The organism is Reyranella sp., assembly GCF_965249915.1.
Lineage (GTDB): Bacteria > Pseudomonadota > Alphaproteobacteria > Reyranellales > Reyranellaceae > Reyranella.
Map to the genome: position 1 here is coordinate 5,423,271 of NZ_OZ252257.1, position 14,703 is coordinate 5,437,973.

Here is a 14,703-nt window from a genome sequence, read left to right on the forward strand (position 1 = left end):
CGGCGATCGGAAACAGATGGACTTGGACGAACGGCCCCAAGCTACCGACGGGCAGCCCCCGCGTAAACCGCCGCTCTCCCCGGGGCTGCATATTGTTGCCACACCGATCGGCAACATGCGCGACATCACGCTGCGGGCACTGGACGTGCTTCAGGCAGCCGACCTGATCGCCTGCGAGGACACGAGGGTGTTCGCAAAACTCGCGACCCACTACGGCATTTCCGCCCCGACCGTGTCCTACAGCGACGCCACGCAGGACAAGTCCGAGCCGCGCCTCGTGCGGGCGCTCGCCGCCGGCAAGAGCGTCGCCCTGGTGTCGGACGCCGGCATGCCGCTGATCTCCGATCCCGGCTATCGGCTGGTCCGGGCGGCGGTCGAGGCAGGCCATTCCGTCACGTCGGCGCCGGGCGCCTCCGCCGTTCCCATGGCGCTCGCTCTGTCGGGATTGCCGACCGACCGGTTCTTCTTCGCGGGCTTCCTGCCGGCCCGGCAGACCGAGCGTCGCCGCGCGATCGGCGAAGTGGCCACCATCCCGTCGACCCTGGTGTTCTTCGAGGCGCCGCACCGGCTGCCCGAGTCCCTGGCCGATCTGCAGGATCTGCTGGGCGACCGTCCCGCCGCGGTGGCACGCGAGCTCACCAAGCTGTTCGAGGAGGTGCGCCGCGCGCCGCTCGCTCAGCTCGCCGCGCACTACGCCGCCCATCCCGACGTGAAGGGCGAGATCGTCATCGTGGTCGGGGCGCCCTCCGCCGAGGGGGCACGCAGCGCCGACACGGTCGACGAGGCGCTGCGCGAGGCCATGGCGGGCGCATCGGTCAAGGATGCCGCCGCCGAGGTGGCGGCGCGCTACGGGCTGAAGCGGCGCGACGTCTATGCCCGCGCGCTCGAGCTCAAGCGGAGCGCGGCATGACGACGAAGGCCCGCCAGAAAGCCTATCGCATGGGCCATACGGCCGAGTGGCGGGCGGTCTGGCGGTTGCGGCTCGGTGGCTACACGATCCTGATGCGCCGCTACAAGACCCGGCTGGGCGAGATCGACATCGTCGCCCGTCGCGGCAACGTGCTGGCCTTCGTCGAGGTCAAGGCGCGCGGCGATTTCATCAAGGCCGCCGACGCGCTGGGCGATCGCCAGTTCGGCCGGGTGTCGCGCGCCGCCAGCCTGTTCATCGCCCACCATCCGCGTTACGCCGCCTGCTCGGTGCGCTTCGACGCGGTGCTGGTCGGCGGCATGTGGCCGCGCCATCTGCCCGACGTCTGGCAAGCGCCGGAGTGACCCGTGGCTGACGAACGCGCGGCGGACCTGAAGCGACTGAAGGATGCCTGTGCCGGCGACGGCGAACGCATCGACCTGCTGGAGGCGGGATTGCTGCTGAGCGTGCTCGGTCGCGGCGAGGCGACCGACCTCACGCCCTTCCGCCAGCACGTCACGGCAATGACGGACGAGCTTGCCGACCTGGTTCACCGGCGCGGCCCGTCGCCCGCGTCGCTCTCGGAGGTGATCGCGCGGTCCTATGCCTATCGCGGCGACGGCGAGACCTACGACGACCTGCAGAATGCCGACCTCGTGCGCGTGATCGAGCGCCGCAAGGGCCTGCCGGTGGCGCTGTCGATCCTCTACCTGCACGTCGCCCGCGCGCTGGGATGGCAGGCGGAAGGCCTGGCCTTTCCCGGTCATTTCCTGATCCGCGTCGGCATCGACGGCGCGCGTCATGTCGTCGATCCGTTCCACGAGGGCGTCGTGCGCGAGGCCGCCGATCTGCGCAGGTTGCTGCGGCAGGTTCTCGGCCCCGACGCCGAGCTGATGCCGGCGCATTTCGATCCCGTCCCTGATCGCGACGTGCTGTTGCGGCTCGAGAACAACGTGCGGCTGCGCCTGGCCAGGCGCGAGGACTGGCACGGCGTCGCCCGCTCCCTCGACCGCATGCTGGCGATCGCGCCCGACCGGACGGAGCTGCTGTTCGAGGCCGGCCAGCTCAATGCGCGCCTCGACAAGCGCCGGGCAGCGATCGCGGCCTACGAGCGCCTCCTCGAACTCGAGGGCGATACCGATCTCCGGCGAAGCGCCTCGGCGCTGTTGCAGGAACTTCGCCGCGGCCTTAACTGAAACCAGCCGATCCACGTCTCGCGTCGCCAAGTCAGGATACTGTCATGAAGCTCAACGTCGCCATCCAGATGGACCATGTCTCGACGATCGACATCGACGGCGATTCGACCTTCGTGCTCGGGCTGGAAGCCGAGAAGCGCGGTTACACCGTGTGGCACTACACGCCGCCGGATCTGATCTTTCGCGACCGCAAGGTGATGGCCCGTGCGCAGCCGATGAAGCTGCGCCGCGAGAAGGGCAATCACTTCACCCTGGGTGCCGCCGAGATGATCGATCTCTCGACCATCGATGTCGTGCTGCTGCGCCAGGATCCGCCGTTCGACATGTCGTACATCACCACGACGCATTTGCTCGAGCACATCCATCCCAAGACGCTGGTGGTCAACGATCCCGCCAGCGTGCGCAATGCGCCGGAGAAACTGTTCGTCACGCATTTCGACAATGTGATGCCGCCGACGCTGATCACCGCCGATGCGCGCGCGCTGCGCGAGTTCCGCGAGGAACACCAGGACATCATCCTGAAGCCGTTGTTCGGCAACGGCGGCGCCGGCGTCTTCCGCGTGCGCCCCGACGACGAGAATTTCGCTTCGCTGCTGGAGATGTTCTCGCAGCGCAGCCGCGAGCCGGTGATCGCCCAGCGCTATCTTCCGGAGGTGCGCAAGGGCGACAAGCGCATCATCCTGATCGACGGCAAGCCGGTCGGCGCCATCGACCGCGTGCCGGCGGCCGGCGAGGCACGCTCCAACATGCATGTCGGCGGCAAGGCGGTGAAGGCCACGCTGACCAAGCGCGACATCGAGCTGTGCGAGACGATCGGGCCGGAGCTCGCGAGGCTTGGAATGATCTTCGTCGGCATCGACGTGATCGGCGACTATCTCACCGAGATCAACGTCACCTCGCCGACCGGCCTGCAGCAGATCAATCGTTTCGACGGCGTCTCGCTGGAGGCGCAAATCTGGGACCGGATCGAGGTCCGTTATCAGGAGACCCGCGGGAGCAAGACATGATCCGACGAACCTTTCTCTCCCTGTCGATGATCTTTGCGGCAGGCACCGTCCTGGCGCAGACGTCCAACTCGGACCTGTTCGGCCAGAAGCAGATCGTCAAGGCGGTCATGGAGGGCGACGAGGAGAAGGTGCGGCAGGCCCTTCTGAAGCAGGAGAGCCCGAACCAGACCGCCAACAACGGCCAGCCGCTGCTGGTCGTGGCGGTGCGCGCCGGGCACATTCCGGTGGTCGAGACCCTCTTGAAGGGCGGCGCTTTGCCCGACACCGCGGACCCGGAAGGCTATACGGCGCTGATGCGGGCTGCCGAGAAGGGCGATGTCGAGATCGTCGACATCCTGCTGCGGCGCAACGCGAGCCCGCGCGGCCAGAATCGCCAGGGCCAGACGGCGCTGATGATCGCCTCGGGGCGTGGCTATGCGGAGATCGTTCGGCTTCTCCTCGACAAGAAGGCCGACCCCAATTCGCGCGACTTCACCGGGCGCACCGCGGTCACCTATGCCAAGCAGAACAACCGGGGGTCCATCGAGGCGATGCTGCGCAAGGCCGGCGGCAAGGAATGACCGCGACCGGGGCGGCGCCGATCCGGGTGACCGGCTCGCTGTCGATCGACCCGGACGAGATCCAGGAGAGTTTCGTGCGCGCCGCCGGCCCCGGCGGCCAGCACGTCAACACGACCTCGACGGCGGTGCAGCTTCGCTTCGACGTTCGCAATTCGCCCTCGCTGCCGGACGATGTGCGCCAGCGGCTCGAGCGTCTCGCCGGGCGGCGCCTCACGCGCGACGGCGTTCTGGTGCTGGTGGCCCAGGGCCAGCGCAGCCAGTTGCGCAACCGCGAGGAGGCGCTCGCCCGCCTGATCGAACTGATCCGCGAGGCGACCCACAAGCCGGTTCCGCGCGTGAAGACCAAGGTGAGCCGATCCGCCAAGCGCCGGCGCGTCGACGACAAGAAGCGCCATGGCGCGGTCAAATCCCTGCGAAAAGCCCGGACATCGGACGACTGACGGCACGGGGAAGGTTGAGGTACTGTCGGCCGTCAAACCAGATGAGGTGCCGCGTGGCAGACGTTCGCAAGGAAACAGACAGCCTGGGTGAGGTCAGCGTACCGGCCGACAAGCTCTGGGGCGCCCAGACGCAGCGGTCGCTCGAGCATTTCAGTATCGGCAAGGACCTGATGCCGCGCGAGATGATCACCGCCTATGCGACCTTGAAGAAGGCCTGCGCCAACGCCAACCATGACGGCAAGCGACTCGACGACCAGGCGCACAAGCTGATCCTCGAGACCTGCGACGAGATCCTGGCCGGCCAGCATCACGACATGTTCCCGCTGCACGTCTGGATGACCGGCAGCGGCACGCAGTTCAACATGAACGTGAACGAGGTGATCTCGAACCGCTGCTGCCAGCTCGCGGGCACGCCGCTCGGCTCGAAGAAGCCGGTGCATCCCAACGACCACGTCAACATGTCGCAATCGTCGAACGACTCGTTTCCGTCGGTCATGTATATCGCCGCCGCCGTGAACACGAAGGAGCGGCTGCTGCCGTCGCTCAAGGCGCTGCACGACTCGATCGATGCAAAGGCGAAGGAATGGGCCGACATCGTGAAGATCGGCCGCACCCATATGCAGGATGCGACGCCGATCACGCTCGGCCAGGAATGGTCGGGCTATGCCGGCATGCTGGCCGACAATATCGAGAGGATCGAGGATGCGCTGAAGGGCGTCTATCGCCTGGCGCTGGGCGGTACGGCGGTCGGGACCGGCATCAACGCGGCCCCGGGCTTTGCCGAGGCGGCGGCGGCGGAGATCGCCAAGCTGACGGGCCTGCCGTTCGTGACGGCGCCGAACAAGTTCACCGTGCAGGGCGCGCACGATGCGCTGGTCCAGCTCTCGGGTGCGTTCCGTACGCTCGCGGTCTCGCTCTACAAGATCGGCAACGACATCCGCCTGATGTCCTGCGGCCCGCGCGCCGGCTTCGCCGAGCTGCACATTCCCGAGAACGAGCCGGGCTCCTCGATCATGCCGGGCAAGGTCAATCCGACCCAGGCCGAGGCGCTGACCATGATCGCGGTCCAGGTCATGGCCAACGACGTGGCGGTCGGCTTCGGCGGCGCCAGCGGCTATCTCGAGATGAACGTCTACAAGCCGCTGATGATCTACAACATCGCGCATTCGATCACGCTGATGACCGACGGTTGCGCCAACTTCCGCAAGTTCCTGGTCGAGGGCACCCAGCCCAACCTCAAGAAGATCAAGGAATATGTCGACCGTTCGCTGATGCTGGTCACGGCGCTGGCGCCGGTGATCGGCTACGACAAGGCCTCCAAGATCGCCCACTACGCGATCGACCACGACCTCACGCTCAAGGAAGCGGCGCTGAAGCTCGAGTATGTGACCGAGGCCGAATTCGACAAGGTCGTCGACCCGTCGAAGATGGTTCATCCCTACGTCGCGACGGAGTAGGCCTGGCAAGACGAGGGCACTTCCCCTTTGCGGATGCCGCAAAGGGGAAGCGTTTCGAGTCGTCCAGAAGTCAGCGCTCGTAGCGCCACTGGCGCTCGGTGAGAAAGCGGGAGGCGATCAGACCCATCGCCATGCCGCCGACCGCGAAGCCGCAGGTCGCGGCGGCCTCGACCGCCGACAGAGACTTGCCCTGGTTCAGGAACACGATCGTCTGGAAGGCGAACAGTCCGGGCGTCATCATGATGATGCTGGGGACCGTGAGCGCGATGCGCGGCGCGTGCAGGCGGCCGCGCAGCAGCGAAGCGCCCAGTCCGACCGCCAGCGCGCCGAAGAATGTCGCCTGGGGCAGGGCAAGGCCGAGATCGTGCAGGCCGAGCCGCACCTCGTTGCCGACCATGGAGAGCAGCGCGACCGCCAGAACCGTGCGATGCGGATTGTTGAACAGGATGCCGTAGCCATAGCCGCCGGCGAAGCAGGCGAGCGCCCGGCCCAGCACGGTGAGCGGCTCGATCGCGCCGGGCGGCGGCGCGGCCGGCGCCGGCGCAAGACCGGCCAGCATCGCCACCACCGACATGCCGCAGGCGGCGCTCAACGTCAGGAGCACGCCGTAGAACAGACGCGTCATGCCGGCCTTGGTCTGGTGCTGCGTCAGGTCCAGCAGCGCGGCGACCAGCGGGAAGCCCGGCACCAGGAACAGCACCGACGAGATGAAGCCGATCGCGTGGGCGAAGGCGAAGGTACGCACACCGAAGCCGATCACGATCAGACAGTAGAGGCCGGACGCCAGCACGGCGCACAGGGCGGTCATCGCGAACTGGTTGAAGCCCTGGCGCGACAGCAGGGTCCGGGCCGCCTGGCCGATCCCGCCGCTGACCGCCGCCGCACCGGTCGCCAGCAGGTCGCCGCCGTTCAGGTAGGAGAAGGCCGTCGACGCGACCGCCATCGACAGCGCGACCGGCAGCAGCCCGTGCAACGGGGCCGCCTTTTCGATCCGGTCGAGTTCGGCCTCCAGAGTCACGCAATCGAGGCCGGGCGCGGCGCGGAGCGACAGCGATTCCAGTGCGGCGATCTTCGAGGCATCGACGCCAGGCGGACCGATCTCGCGTGCCAGCGTCGTGGCCTCTCCTCCGGTCCACGCCATCGCCGTCAGGCCGACGGTCGACAGCTCGACCTCGAGCCGCTCGATGCCGAGCGCATGGGCCAGGCGACGCATGGCATCGCGCACGCGGAAGGCTGTGTCGCCCGCGCGCAGCATCAGCGCGCCGAAGCGCAGCAGGACTTCCAGGGACTCGGTGAGCGGGGTCCGCGGGGCGGTCATCAGACCGTGTGCAGGCCCAGTACTTCGGCGGTTTCCTTGCGCACGCGCTCGACCAGTGCTGCGTCGGTCTTGAGGTCCTGGCCGTAGGAGGGAATCATCTCCTTCAGCTTGGGCACCCACTGGCCGGCAAGCTCCTCGTGGAAGCAGGTCTCCAGCATGTGGACCATGATCCAGACGGCGGTCGAAGCGCCGGGCGAGGCGCCGAGCAGGGCCACGATCGAGGAGTCTGCCGAGTGCACGATCTCGGTCCCGAACTCCAGCTTGCCCGTCCGCGCCACGTCCTTGCGGATGATCTGGACACGCTGGCCGGCGACGTCGAACTCCCAGTCCTTCTCGTCGACGCTGGGATAGAAGTCGCGCAGCGCATCGAAGCGGTGCGACTTGGTCTGCAGCACCTGACCGATCAGGTATTCCTCGAGCGGAAGATTGTCCCGCGCCACGGCGAGCAGCTGCAGGAGATTGTCCGGCCGCAGCGACAGCGGCAGGTCGAACATCGAGCCGTGCTTCAGGAACTTGGTCGAGAAGCCCGCGAAGGGACCGAACAGCAGCCAGCGCTTGCCGTCGACATAGCGGGTGTCGAGGTGCGGCACCGACATCGGCGGCGATCCGCTGGCCGCCATGCCGTAGACCTTGGCCAGGTGACGCGTGGCGATCTCCTGCTTGCCCGAGCGCAGCCAGATGCCGCTCACCGGGAAGCCGGCGAAGCCGTCGGCCTCGGGAATGCCGGACTTCTGGAGCAGGGTGAGCGCCGCACCGCCCGCGCCCAGGAACACGCGACGGGCGCCGACCGTCTTCTTCTCGCCGGACTTCTCGTCCTTGACGTCGAGCGTCCAGCCGCCGTCCGTCGTGCGATGAAGGTTGGTGACTTCCTGGTTGAACTGGATGGAGAAGCCTTCCTGGCGGCGCAGGTAGGTCAGCAGGTTGGTCGTCAACGTGCCGTAGTTCACGTCGGAGCCCGTGACCATGTGCGTCGCGGCCACCACCTGGCCGGGATCGCGGCCCTCCATGAGCAGCGGCGCCCATTCGGCGATCTGCTTGTGATCCTCGGAATACTCCATGCCACGATAGCAGTGATGGGCGCTCATCGTGGCGTGGCGCTTCTTCAGGAAGGCCGCCCGCTCCGCGCCGATCACGAAGCTCATGTGCGGCACCGGGTGGATGAAGGAATCGGCGCGCTCGATCGCACCCTTCTTCACCAGATACGACCAGAACTGCCGCGACAGGTCGAACTCGACATTGACCTCGAGAGCCTTGGAGATGTCGACGCTGCCGTCGGGCCGCTGCGGCGTGTAGTTCAATTCGCAGTTGGCGGCGTGGCCGGTGCCCGCGTTGTTCCAGGCTGCCGAGCTCTCCTGGGCCTCGCCTTCCAGCCGTTCGAGGATCTGGATCTTGAGATGAGGCTGCAGTTCCTTGAGGAACGTGGCCAGCGTCATGCTCATGATGCCGGCGCCGACCAGGACGACGTCGAAGTCGCCGGAATGAGTGTCTGCCATCGGGCTCTCCTAACGGTGGTCTTGAGGGGCGGCGCGCTTGAACGGCACCGGGGCATCCTTGCCCAGCACGACATAGAGGCGCCGCCACGGTTGATCGTCGACGAGCCGCCAGGTGTGGCCGCCGCCGGTCGTATCCTCGGCCAGCAGGATGTCTCCAGGTGCCAAGGTAAAATGCTGCTCGCCCCGGGTCTTGAAGTCGAGCGTGCCGCTCAGGGTGACGACGAGCTGGCGGACCGGCGCCGTGTGCCAGGCATAGGTGCCGCCGGGCTGGGTCTCTTGCAAGGATGCGCTGGTGACGGCGATCTTGCCGCTGAGCAGGTCGCCGTGCGCACCCGGTTCAAGGTCGATCCAGCCTTCCTCGACGTGTGAATTCTGGTCTTCGCCCGTCCAAATCCGCACACACCGAATCATGCCGTTGCCCTGCAATTGTCGCACACGGCCGGACCGTAATACGGGCTCTTGCCACTGGCAACAAAGCCTCTGCAGCACGCCTGACATCATCCCGCGATGGACGGATCATCCGCCGGTGGGTGCTCCAGCGCACGCTGCAACGTCCTCGGAAAGCTGCCGTTGGGCGGGGACTTGCTCTTCCGACATCCCGATCGAGCACAGCCCGGTCGCCAGCCGGGCATCGGACCGGAGAGCGCCGGCACATCAATTCACATCGAAGCGACTGAAGAAGGAATTCATATGTCCACCAAACAGGATGCCATCGCCCTGCTCAAAGCCGATCACCGCAAGGTCGAGGAGCTGTTCGAGAAATTCGAAAAGACCCGCGACGAGACGAAGAAGGTCGCGCTGGTGCGCGAGATCTGCACCGAGCTCACCGTCCATGCGTCGATCGAAGAGAAGATCTTCTATCCGGCCTGCACCAAGAAGGTCGAGGAGGACATGCTGGACGAGGCCTATGTCGAGCACGATGGCGCCAAGGTGCTGATCGCCGAGCTTTCGCAGGGCTCGCCGAAGGACCCGTTCTACGATGCGAAGGTCAAGGTCCTTTCCGAGCTGATCAAGCATCACGTGAAGGAAGAAGAGCAGCCGAAGGAAGGCATTTTCGCCCAGGCGCGCGAAGCTGACGTCGATCTCGTGGCGCTGGGCGACAAGCTCAAGATGCTGAAGGAAGAACTTCTGGCCGACCTCAAGAACCGCTCCAAGCTGCCGCCGCCGGAGACGCGCTCCTTCGCGGGACACGAGATGGTCCAGGGCAAGCCCGTCGCGGGCGCGAAGGCGGCCTGACGGTGGGGGATCGCAGAACGGCGCTGGTGCTGTCGGGCGGCGTCGCGCTCGGCTCGTACCAGGCGGGCGTCTATGAAGCCCTGGCGAATGCGTCCCAGCTTTCGCCCTCCTGGATCGCCGGCAGTTCCGTCGGCGCTCTCAATGGCGCGCTGATCGTCGGCACGCCGCCGGAAAAACGCTTCGACGTTCTGCGCGGCTATTGGCTCCGGGGACCCGAGAACCTCAACGCGCTGTCCTTCGGGATGACGCGCCATGCCCTGAACTGGGTCAGTGCGGTGCAGTCGAGGCTGTTCGGGGCGCTGGGCCATATCCAGACCCTGGGCCCCCGCCTGAGCTTCGGCAGCTTCTACGACCTCGCCCCCACGGTCGCTTTTCTGAAGAAGACGCTCGACTTCGAGCGTCTCAACGCCGGCGACCTGCGCTTCACCGTGGCGACCACTGACATCGAGAGCGGCGATGCGGTGATCTTCGACACGGGCAAGGGCGACCGGATCGAGATGGACCACATCCTCGCGAGCTGCGGCTTCCTGCCGGAATTCGCTCCCGTCGAGATCGGGGGCCGCCTGCTGGGCGACGGGGGCCTTTCGATGAACGCGCCGGTCGAGCCCGTGCTCGACGAGCTGGCCGGGACCGACGACACGATGATCGTCGCGGATCTCTTCGCCCGCGACGGCGCGCGGCCGGTCGGCTTGCAGCAGGCCCTGGCCCGCAAGAATGCGATCCTGTTCGGAAACCAGACCTGGTATCGGCTCGAAGCCTATCGCCGCCTGTGGCAACGCGATCTCGCGGAAGGCCGCCTGGCTCCCTCCACGCTCTACCTGAGCTACCTTCCCGTCAGCGGTGAGGCGGGACCGGAAGCGCCGTACGATTTCTCCCTCGCCTCGGCGCGCGATCGCTGGGCCGAAGGTTTCCTCGACGGCCGCCACGCCGTGGCGCAGGCCGCAGCGGGACACGCCGCGCCCGGTACGACCCTCGGCATTCGGCGTTCAAAGCCGACGGGCACAGACGCGGCGCGTCTCCCGACGACCCTGGCTGCCTGACCGTCTCCGCAAAGTCCCGGGCCATCGGCGATTGCCGGCGGCCGCTGAACGATTTCCCATTTCCATAGGAGAAGCCCGATGAAGGCGCTGACCTGGCACGGCAAGAGCGACATTCGCTGCGAGAGCGTTCCCGATCCCAAGATCCAGCATCCGCGCGACGCCATCATCAAGGTGACGGCCTGCGCGATCTGCGGCTCCGACCTTCACATCTTCGATGGCGTCATGCCCGGCATGGAGGGCGGCGACATCCTGGGCCACGAGACGATGGGGGAGGTCGTCGAAGTAGGTGCGGAGAACAAAGCCCTCAAGGTGGGCGACCGGGTCGTGGTGCCCTTCACCATCGCCTGCGGCGAGTGCTTCTTCTGCAAGAAGGGCTTCTTCTCGGGCTGCGAGCGCACCAACCCGGACAAGGAGAAGGCCGCGAAGCTGTGGGGTCACTCTCCGGCCGGCCTCTTCGGCTACACGCATCTTCTGGGCGGCTATGCCGGCGGCCAGGCGGAATATCTGCGTGTGCCCTATGCCGATGTCGGGCCCATCAAGGTCCCGAACGGCCTGACCGACGAGCAGGTGCTGTTTTTGTCCGACATCTTCCCGACCGGCTACATGGCGGCAGACTTCTGCAACATCCAGCCGGAGGATACGATCGCGATCTGGGGCTGCGGTCCGGTGGGCCAGTTCGCCATCAAGAGCGCCTTCCTGCTGGGCGCCGCCCGCGTCATCGCCATCGACACGGTGCCGGAACGTCTCGCGATGGCCGCCGCCTCCGGTGCCCTCACCATCGATTTCATGAAGGAGGATGTGTACGACCGCATCCAGGACCTCACACATGGGCGCGGTGCCGATGCCTGCATCGATGCGGTGGGCACCGAGCCGAGGACGGGCGCGAGTTTCGACTCGGTGGTCGATCGCGTGAAGGTCGCGACCTTCATGGGCACCGATCGTCCGCACGTGCTGCGGCAGGCGATCCAGAACTGTCGCAACTTCGGCATCGTCTCGATCGTCGGCGTCTATGGCGGGCTGCTCGACAACATCCCGATGGGCTCGGCGATCAATCGCGGACTCACCTTCCGTATGGCCCAGACGCCGGTGCAGCATTATCTGCCGAAGCTCCTGGACCGGGTCGAACGCGGCGAGATCGATCCGTCCTTCGTGATCACGCACACCGCGAGCCTCGAAGAGGGCCCTGAACTCTACAAGACGTTCCGCGACAAGAAGGACGGCTGCATCAAGGTGGTGCTCAAGCCATGAACACGCCGAACACCACGGATACGACCGTCGCCAAGGACAGGAACCGCGCCGCGCGCCCGCTCGCCATCGTGACCGGCGCGTCGTCCGGCATCGGCTTCGAACTGGCGAAGCGCTGTGCCGCCGAGGGCTTCGATCTGCTGGTCGCGGCGGACGATCCTCGCATCGAAGAGGCTGCGCGTTCGCTGGGGCAGGCGGGCGGCAGTGTGGAAGCGGTGCAGGTCGATCTTTCGACTCCCGAGGGTGTCGACAGGCTCCTCGCTGCGGTGAAAGACCGGCCGATCGATGCCCTGCTCGCCAATGCGGGCCACGGGTTGGGCAGGGCTTTCCTCGACCAGGACTGGGATGAGATCCGGCATGTGATCGACACCAACGTGACCGGGACGGTCTATCTGCTGCACAGGGTCGGCCGCGAGATGGCCGGCCGCGGACACGGTCGTATCCTGATCACCGGCTCGATCGCGGGCTTCATGCCGGGCACCTACCAGGCCGTCTACAACGGCACGAAGGCGTTCATCGACATGTTCGCCTATGCGCTTCGGGCGGAGGTGCAGGGCCGCGGCGTGACCGTGACCTGCCTGATGCCGGGCGCGACGGAGACCGAGTTCTTCGAACGCGCCGACATGATGGACACCAAGGTCGGCCGGGCCGAGAAGGACGATCCCGCGGATGTGGCGGCGAACGGCTTCAAGGCGATGATGGCGGGGGATAGCGGCGTGGTCAGCGGCTGGCAGAACAAGCTGCAGGTCGCGCTGGCGAAGGTCCTGCCGGAAACGATGATGGCGGACCAGCACGCCCGGCAGGCCGCCCCGGGCTCCGCAACGAAAAAATAAGTTTAAGAAAGAGAAGGCCCCGATCGTTTCTGCGATCGGGGCCTTTTGTCTACTTCTTGAGCTCTTCCGCCATCTTCAGATGCATCTGCAGATGCGGCAGGGTCTTGGCGGCGAAGGCCTTCAACTCGGTATTCTCGCCGCTCTTGGCATAGCGCTCGAACAACGAGACGGCTTCCTTATGAGCCGCGACCTGCATGTCGTCGTACTCCTTGGCAAAGCTCGCCCCGGAGAGGCCCTTCAGCTTGTCGATCTTGGATTTGTGAGCGGCGTCCATTTCCGTCGGCAGCGTGGCTTTCACCTTGCCTCCGGTCACAAGACCCTTCAGCTCGGCCGAGGTCTCGGTATGATCCTTGATCATCTTCTCGGCGAAAGCCTTGGTCTTGCCGTCGGTCTTGGTGGCCGCGAGCTTGCTCGACTCGATCTCGGCCATGTCGCTGATCGCCGCCTGGGTCACGAAGTCCTGGGTCGAGGGCGCGACACCCAAGGTGGAGTTCACGCCGGTCCGCTCCGGAACGGAGGGTGTCTGCGCCGCCGTCATCGTCGCCGCGCCCGTCATCAGAAGGGCGGCCGTCAGACTGCCTAGAACGAGTCTCTTCATGTGCATCTCCGTCTGTTGAGGTACGGGGCGAACGAGACGCCGCGATCCCGGTTGCCCTGCGGACTCGTTTCCTCGCCGGCATACGGAGACGAAAGCGGCCGTGGGGATAGCAGTGTGCGGGAGCATCCAAACGCCCAGCCACCCGTTGCCCGGCATGGCCGGACCTCGCGAATATCTCATCCATCTCCTCACCGAAGCGGCGGAGATCGAGCACAATCTGCTCTGTTCCTATCTCTATGCCGCCTTCAGCCTGAAGGCGCGCGACTGCGACAGCCTCACCGTCGACGAAGGTGTCGTGGTGGGTGGCTGGCGCAAGTCGATCGTCGGCGTCGCGATCGAGGAGATGGGGCATCTCGCACAGGTCAACAATCTGCTGGTGGCTGTCGGCGGAGCGCCGCAGTTCGACCGGCCCAACCTGCCGGTGCCTCCCGGCTACCATCCGGCGAGCTTCGTGATCCGCCTCGCTCCCTTCTCCCGGGAGACCCTGAAACACTTCATCTTTCTGGAGCGTCCCGCGCAGGCGAAAGTGCGCGACGCCGATAGGGACTATCGCCACAACGGTCCGGCGCGCCAACCGACGCCCGGCGGGCTGGTCCCCTCCACGCCCGACTACGAAACGATCGGCGAATTCTATGACGAGATCCGCAGCGCATTGGACGCGCTCGGGAAGGCGTCCGGTGAAGATGCCTTCGTCGCCTCTTCGCAGGTACGCCAGCTCTCTCCGGAGGACATTCAGATATCCGGCCTGCGCGTCATCCGGCACATGGATGACGCGCTACAGGCCTTGGAGGCGATCGTCGAGCAAGGCGAAGGGTCGTCATGCGAGAAGGAGGATTGCCATTACAGGCGCTTTCTCGGCATCTCTCGCGAATGGGACGATGCGCTGGAGGCCAATCCCGGCTTCGTGCCGTATCACGCGGCCGCGGTGAATCCGGTAATGCGCCCGCCGGCGAAAGGGCTGGACCGGGTGTGGGTGACTGAACCGGCCGCCGCGGCACTCCTCGATTTCGGCAACGCCCTTTACGGTCTCACGCTGACGCTCCTTGCATACGTATGCGGAAGGTCTGGGCAATCGCCGGCAGCTCATCGATGGGGCGATGCGGCTGATGCATGCGCTTTCGGCGACCGGCTCTGCCTTGGCGTCCATGCCCGCCGCCGCAGGCGCCGACGTCAATGCCGGCCTGACGTTCGCGGTACCGCGCAATCTCCACTCATTGCCGCCCGACCGTGCCGATCGCTTTCTGCTCGAGAGGCTCGAAAGGCTTTGCTTGGCAGCGACCGAACTTGGCGCGCCCGATACTGCCTCGATCGTTCGTGAGGTCGCCGACCTCTTCGGCCCGCAGGAGGTTGTCGGCGGCGGACATCCGTCTTCG

General features: G+C 66.2%; 16 protein-coding genes. 12 read left to right on the plus strand and 4 right to left on the minus strand.

Going from position 1 to position 14,703, the window contains the following annotated elements:
- Positions 1–16 precede the first annotated feature (16 nt).
- From rsmI to fumC, 7 genes are read left to right on the plus strand one after another with little or no spacing between them, the layout of a single operon-like run.
- Complete coding sequence (gene rsmI / locus ACP15H_RS26680) at positions 17–910, plus strand: 16S rRNA (cytidine(1402)-2'-O)-methyltransferase (protein ID WP_425069154.1); 894 nt, start codon at positions 17–19, stop codon at positions 908–910.
- The gene (locus ACP15H_RS26685) at positions 907–1,272 is read left to right on the plus strand and encodes a YraN family protein (RefSeq protein WP_425069155.1); all 366 of its coding nucleotides are present in this window, start codon (positions 907–909) and stop codon (positions 1,270–1,272) included. The genes rsmI and ACP15H_RS26685 overlap by 4 nt, the downstream gene beginning before the upstream one ends.
- A gap of 3 nt (positions 1,273–1,275) precedes the next feature.
- Positions 1,276–2,103, plus strand: a complete 828-nt coding sequence (locus ACP15H_RS26690; protein WP_425069156.1) for a SirB1 family protein — start codon at positions 1,276–1,278, stop codon at positions 2,101–2,103.
- Positions 2,104–2,147: 44 nt separating this feature from the next.
- Positions 2,148–3,110, plus strand: a complete 963-nt coding sequence (gene gshB / locus ACP15H_RS26695; protein WP_425069157.1) for a glutathione synthase — start codon at positions 2,148–2,150, stop codon at positions 3,108–3,110.
- Positions 3,107–3,670 carry an ankyrin repeat domain-containing protein gene (locus tag ACP15H_RS26700; protein ID WP_425069158.1) on the plus strand — a complete coding sequence of 188 codons (564 nt, stop codon included), beginning with the start codon at positions 3,107–3,109 and terminating at the stop codon, positions 3,668–3,670. Before gshB ends, ACP15H_RS26700 begins: the two co-directional genes overlap by 4 nt.
- Positions 3,667–4,110 carry an alternative ribosome rescue aminoacyl-tRNA hydrolase ArfB gene (arfB, locus tag ACP15H_RS26705; RefSeq protein ID WP_425069159.1) on the plus strand — a complete coding sequence of 148 codons (444 nt, stop codon included), beginning with the start codon at positions 3,667–3,669 and terminating at the stop codon, positions 4,108–4,110. Before ACP15H_RS26700 ends, arfB begins: the two co-directional genes overlap by 4 nt.
- 53 nt (positions 4,111–4,163) lie before the next feature.
- On the plus strand, positions 4,164–5,567 hold the full coding sequence (gene fumC, locus ACP15H_RS26710; protein ID WP_425069160.1) for a class II fumarate hydratase: 1,404 nt from the start codon (positions 4,164–4,166) through the stop codon (positions 5,565–5,567).
- Between the two features lie 70 nt (positions 5,568–5,637).
- On the opposite strand, the gene ACP15H_RS26715 is transcribed toward fumC, so the two are convergent.
- Genes ACP15H_RS26715 through ACP15H_RS26725 form a run of 3 tightly spaced genes read right to left on the minus strand, consistent with a single transcriptional unit; the run spans position 5,638 to position 8,777 of the window.
- Positions 5,638–6,885 carry a threonine/serine ThrE exporter family protein gene (locus ACP15H_RS26715; protein ID WP_425069161.1) on the minus strand — a complete coding sequence of 416 codons (1,248 nt, stop codon included), beginning with the start codon at positions 6,883–6,885 and terminating at the stop codon, positions 5,638–5,640.
- Entirely contained in the window at positions 6,885–8,378 is a 1,494-nt protein-coding gene (gene mqo / locus ACP15H_RS26720; RefSeq protein WP_425069162.1) for a malate dehydrogenase (quinone), read from the minus strand. The genes ACP15H_RS26715 and mqo overlap by 1 nt, the downstream gene beginning before the upstream one ends.
- Positions 8,379–8,387: 9 nt before the next feature.
- Positions 8,388–8,777, minus strand: coding sequence for a hypothetical protein (locus ACP15H_RS26725; protein ID WP_425069163.1), 390 nt, complete (start codon positions 8,775–8,777; stop codon positions 8,388–8,390).
- 291 nt (positions 8,778–9,068) lie between these two features.
- On the opposite strand from ACP15H_RS26725, the gene ACP15H_RS26730 reads away from it, so the two are divergent.
- From ACP15H_RS26730 to ACP15H_RS26745, 4 genes are all read left to right on the plus strand, one after another.
- On the plus strand, positions 9,069–9,614 hold the full coding sequence (locus ACP15H_RS26730; protein WP_425069164.1) for a hemerythrin domain-containing protein: 546 nt from the start codon (positions 9,069–9,071) through the stop codon (positions 9,612–9,614).
- 2 nt (positions 9,615–9,616) lie between these two features.
- Positions 9,617–10,654: a patatin-like phospholipase family protein gene (locus ACP15H_RS26735; protein WP_425069165.1), complete on the plus strand. Its 1,038-nt coding sequence runs from the start codon at positions 9,617–9,619 to the stop codon at positions 10,652–10,654.
- Positions 10,655–10,732: 78 nt separating this feature from the next.
- Positions 10,733–11,902 carry a zinc-dependent alcohol dehydrogenase gene (locus ACP15H_RS26740; RefSeq protein ID WP_425069166.1) on the plus strand — a complete coding sequence of 390 codons (1,170 nt, stop codon included), beginning with the start codon at positions 10,733–10,735 and terminating at the stop codon, positions 11,900–11,902.
- Positions 11,899–12,732, plus strand: a complete 834-nt coding sequence (locus ACP15H_RS26745) for an SDR family NAD(P)-dependent oxidoreductase (protein WP_425069167.1) — start codon at positions 11,899–11,901, stop codon at positions 12,730–12,732. Before ACP15H_RS26740 ends, ACP15H_RS26745 begins: the two co-directional genes overlap by 4 nt.
- Before the next feature lie 49 nt (positions 12,733–12,781).
- Here the strand turns inward: ACP15H_RS26745 and ACP15H_RS26750 are convergent, their stop codons facing one another.
- The gene (locus tag ACP15H_RS26750) at positions 12,782–13,330 is read right to left on the minus strand and encodes a DUF4142 domain-containing protein (RefSeq protein WP_425069168.1); all 549 of its coding nucleotides are present in this window, start codon (positions 13,328–13,330) and stop codon (positions 12,782–12,784) included.
- Positions 13,331–13,484: 154 nt separating this feature from the next.
- On the opposite strand from ACP15H_RS26750, the gene ACP15H_RS26755 reads away from it, so the two are divergent.
- The gene (locus tag ACP15H_RS26755) at positions 13,485–14,648 is read left to right on the plus strand and encodes a ferritin-like domain-containing protein (protein WP_425069169.1); all 1,164 of its coding nucleotides are present in this window, start codon (positions 13,485–13,487) and stop codon (positions 14,646–14,648) included.
- Positions 14,649–14,703 lie beyond the last annotated feature (55 nt).

What these genes read in the sequence shown, in the direction of transcription:
- ACP15H_RS26740 (WP_425069166.1), top strand. Translation starts at nt 10,733, where the DNA reads ATGAAGGCGCTGACCTGGCACGGCAAGAGCGACATTCGCTGCGAGAGC.
- ACP15H_RS26715 (WP_425069161.1), bottom strand. Translation starts at nt 6,885, where the DNA reads ATGACCGCCCCGCGGACCCCGCTCACCGAGTCCCTGGAAGTCCTGCTG.
- ACP15H_RS26730 (WP_425069164.1), top strand. Translation starts at nt 9,069, where the DNA reads ATGTCCACCAAACAGGATGCCATCGCCCTGCTCAAAGCCGATCACCGC.
- ACP15H_RS26745 (WP_425069167.1), top strand. Translation starts at nt 11,899, where the DNA reads ATGAACACGCCGAACACCACGGATACGACCGTCGCCAAGGACAGGAAC.
- mqo (WP_425069162.1), bottom strand. Translation starts at nt 8,378, where the DNA reads ATGGCAGACACTCATTCCGGCGACTTCGACGTCGTCCTGGTCGGCGCC.
- ACP15H_RS26685 (WP_425069155.1), top strand. Translation starts at nt 907, where the DNA reads ATGACGACGAAGGCCCGCCAGAAAGCCTATCGCATGGGCCATACGGCC.
- arfB (WP_425069159.1), top strand. Translation starts at nt 3,667, where the DNA reads ATGACCGCGACCGGGGCGGCGCCGATCCGGGTGACCGGCTCGCTGTCG.
- ACP15H_RS26750 (WP_425069168.1), bottom strand. Translation starts at nt 13,330, where the DNA reads ATGAAGAGACTCGTTCTAGGCAGTCTGACGGCCGCCCTTCTGATGACG.
- rsmI (WP_425069154.1), top strand. Translation starts at nt 17, where the DNA reads ATGGACTTGGACGAACGGCCCCAAGCTACCGACGGGCAGCCCCCGCGT.
- ACP15H_RS26700 (WP_425069158.1), top strand. Translation starts at nt 3,107, where the DNA reads ATGATCCGACGAACCTTTCTCTCCCTGTCGATGATCTTTGCGGCAGGC.
- gshB (WP_425069157.1), top strand. Translation starts at nt 2,148, where the DNA reads ATGAAGCTCAACGTCGCCATCCAGATGGACCATGTCTCGACGATCGAC.
- ACP15H_RS26755 (WP_425069169.1), top strand. Translation starts at nt 13,485, where the DNA reads ATGGCCGGACCTCGCGAATATCTCATCCATCTCCTCACCGAAGCGGCG.